The following is a 2961-nucleotide window of genomic DNA, read 5'->3' as shown; positions in this document are numbered from 1 at the left end:
TCAGCGACATGTCGGCTCGACGGCGGGCTCGGTGCTGCCGCGCCGGGGGCGGAGACGCCAAGGGACGGTCCTCTCAGGGCTCGTGCGAGCGGTCGGTCCCGCACGGTCAGGCAGGAGTGCTGCTCGGGCATGGATGCGTTCCGGGCGCACGCCGATACGGGTGCACCCGGAACCGAGACAAGTAAGGACCGGGTTAAGTTGCGGTAAGTCAGACGTGATCTGCGCAACAGTCGCGTTTCATCCGATCAAGCCGGGGCAAATGCGGCCGCGTTTCGGACAAAAGGGTGCTCAGGTAAGAGAGCCCTTCAGGAAAATCACGTCATTCGGGCAGGGCCGTCAGCGGCTTGAGGCCGTCCTGGCCGGCGCCGCGGTTGAGCAGGGTGCCCTCGGTGCGCTCGAAGGCCAGGCGCAGCCGGGCCCGCTGGCGGTCCGTGAGTTCCTTGTCGTTCTTCAGCGCGGCGGGCACGTCGAGCAGCCGGTAGTCCCGCGCGTCGTCGTCCGTGACGGGAGCGGTGCCGCCGTCCGCGGTGCTCTCGGTGTCCGGCGGGATCTGGAGCAGCGTCGGCTCGAAGCGGGGCTCGACCTGCCAGTGGCCCTTGCCGTGCTCGGTGAAGGTGAACCAGGCGATCACGCCCTCCTCGGTGAGGCCGGTGGGCACCTCGTGGCGGGCGATCTGGTTGCCCAGGCCGTAGGCGACCCAGGTGCCGTCGACCTTCTCCATCGGCTGCACGACGTGCGCGTGGTGGCCGATGACCAGGTTGACGCCGGTCTCCCGCGCGATCCGGCGGGCGAAGGTGAGCTGCTCGGCGGAGGGATTCGGGTAGTGCTCGCGGCCCCAGTGGATGGACAGGATCACGACCTCGGCGCCGCCCTTGCGGGCCTGCTCCTCGGCGGACTTGATCCGGGCGAGGGAGTACTGGTTGGCGAGCCACGGCTTGTCCTTGGGCAGCCGGTGCGGCTCGTTGAAGCCGTAGGCGTACGAGATCTGCGCGACCTTGACGCCCTTGACGTCCATGATCAGCGGGGTGAGCGACTCCTTCTCGGTGCGGAAGGAGCCGGTGTGCTTCACCCCCGCGGCGTCCAGCGCGTCCAGGGTGCGCTTCACACCCGCGTACCCGTGGTCGAGGGTGTGGTTGGAGGCGGTGGAGCAGGTGTCGTAGCCGAGGTCCTTGACGGTCCTGGCGGTCTGCGGCGGCACCTCGAAGTCGGGGAAGCCCTCGAAGGGGCCGTTCGGCTTGCCCATCACCGGCTCGTAGTGACAGATCGCCAGGTCCGCCTTGCTGATCAGCGGCTTGATGCCGGCCATCATCGGCCCGAAGTCCAGCCCGGCCACACCGTCGCCCGTCGCCTTGGCGTCCTTGCGTGCCTGGTCGACGAGTTCGGGGTGCATCAGAATGTCCCCGGCCGCGGCGACGGTGAAGGAACGTCCGCCGCCCTTGTCGTCGGCCTCGCCGGAGACGAGGCCGCAGCCCGCGACGGCGGCGACGAGCGAGAGCGGGATCAGCAGGGTCAGGGTACGGCTACGGCGTCTTGTCACCGGGATATCTTGATACAACCATGAGAGCCAACCGCTCGCGATTCATAACGATCGCAACAATTCTGCTGGTCATCGCCGGTCTCGCCGGGACGCTGACCGCCGTGCTGCGCTCCGCCCATGGGCCGTCGGAGTCCGGTGGCGGCCGGGTGGACGGCCGCGCGGGCGGTGTCGATCTGGAGCGGGTCGTCGCCGACTACACCAGCCGGTTCGGGCCCGGCCACGGCTACCGGCAGCCCCGCAAGGCGGACCGCGAGGGTGTCGCCGAGGCGGTCGGCCTGCTCCTGGACGGCCACCGTGACCAGGCCCAACAGCGGCTGTCGCAGCTCGACTTCACCCTGCGCACGCTCGTCGACCGGGTCTCGGGGCGCTCCTTCGCCGAGATCGCCGACCGCAGTGACGACGCGGTGGCGCCGCGCGGCTGGGGCCGGGTCTACGTCGACCTCGGGCACCGGGCGCGCTGGTCGGTGCAGGTCCCGCACCCGGTCGCCGACCAGGGTACGGAGCGGCTGGGCGTGGGCGTGCTGCGGGGCTCGCCGGGCGGGGTGCTCGTGATTGCTGGAGCACATCGCAAAGCCGGACGTGGGGACTCCGCGGACGTGGCGCACCGGCAGGACACCGTGTTCGACGCGGTCTGCGACGAGCTGGCCCGGCGCGGGCTGCCCGGCATCCAGGTGCACGGCTTCGCCGACGACTCCGCGCCCGGCTACGACGTGATCGCCTCCACCGGCAAGGGCACCACCGGCCGCGCGGACGGGCGCCGGCTGGCCGACGCGCTGCGGCGGAAGGGGTTCGACGTCTGTCGCGCGTGGGCGCGCTCGTGCCCTCTGGAGGGCACGGAGAACGTGCAGGGCCGCCGGGCCGACTCCGAGGGACTCGCCTTCCTGCACGTGGAGTTCGCCCACGCGGTCCGCGACGACGAGGCACGGATGGCGCGGGCGGTGACGGCCGTGAACACCATCACCGCGCGCTGGGCGGCGGCGGGCTGAGCGGTACGGCCGCCGGCCGTGTGCCGTGGGACCCTGGGCGCATGGACCAGGACACTCCCCTGCTCGTGATCGTCGACGGCGCGAACGTCGTCGGGTCGGTGCCCGACGGCTGGTGGCGGGACCGGCGCGGGGCGGCCGAGCGGCTGCGCGACCATCTGGCCGCGAACGGCCTGCCGGGCCGCGCCGGCCCGCTGGACATCGTCCTGGTCGTCGAGGGCGCGGCCCGCGGGGTGGAGCCGGTGCCGGGCGTACGCGTCGAGTCGGCCCCCGGCAGCGGCGACGACCACATCGTCGCCCTGGTCGAACAGGCCCGCCCCCGCCCCACCCTGGTCATCACGGCGGACCGCGAACTACGCCGCCGGGTCCAGCACTTGAACGCCGACGTCACCGGCCCCCGCGCGGCCCGGCCCCCCTGACCGACCACCCTCCGGCGTCCTG

Annotated in this window: 3 protein-coding genes; 2 read left to right on the top strand and 1 reads right to left on the bottom strand. The window is 72.0% G+C overall.

Annotation, left to right across the window (positions count from 1 at the left end):
• Positions 1–319: 319 nt before the first annotated feature.
• Positions 320–1537 (bottom strand): CapA family protein, encoded by a 1218-nt coding sequence (locus IE249_RS13895; RefSeq protein ID WP_229858415.1) that lies wholly within the window; start codon positions 1535–1537, stop codon positions 320–322.
• A 20-nt stretch (positions 1538–1557) separates the two neighbouring features.
• Here IE249_RS13895 and IE249_RS13890 point away from each other — a divergent pair, with 20 nt between their 5' ends.
• On the top strand, positions 1558–2523 hold the full coding sequence (locus IE249_RS13890) for a hypothetical protein (RefSeq protein ID WP_189705116.1): 966 nt from the start codon (positions 1558–1560) through the stop codon (positions 2521–2523).
• 41 nt (positions 2524–2564) lie between these two features.
• Entirely contained in the window at positions 2565–2939 is a 375-nt protein-coding gene (locus tag IE249_RS13885; protein ID WP_189705115.1) for an NTP pyrophosphohydrolase, read from the top strand.
• Positions 2940–2961 lie beyond the last annotated feature (22 nt).

Origin of the sequence: Streptomyces anandii JCM 4720, from assembly GCF_014650655.1 — a bacterium.
In the GTDB taxonomy this organism is placed as follows: domain Bacteria; phylum Actinomycetota; class Actinomycetes; order Streptomycetales; family Streptomycetaceae; genus Streptomyces; species Streptomyces anandii.
This window is presented reverse-complemented; position numbering and strand designations above follow the sequence as displayed.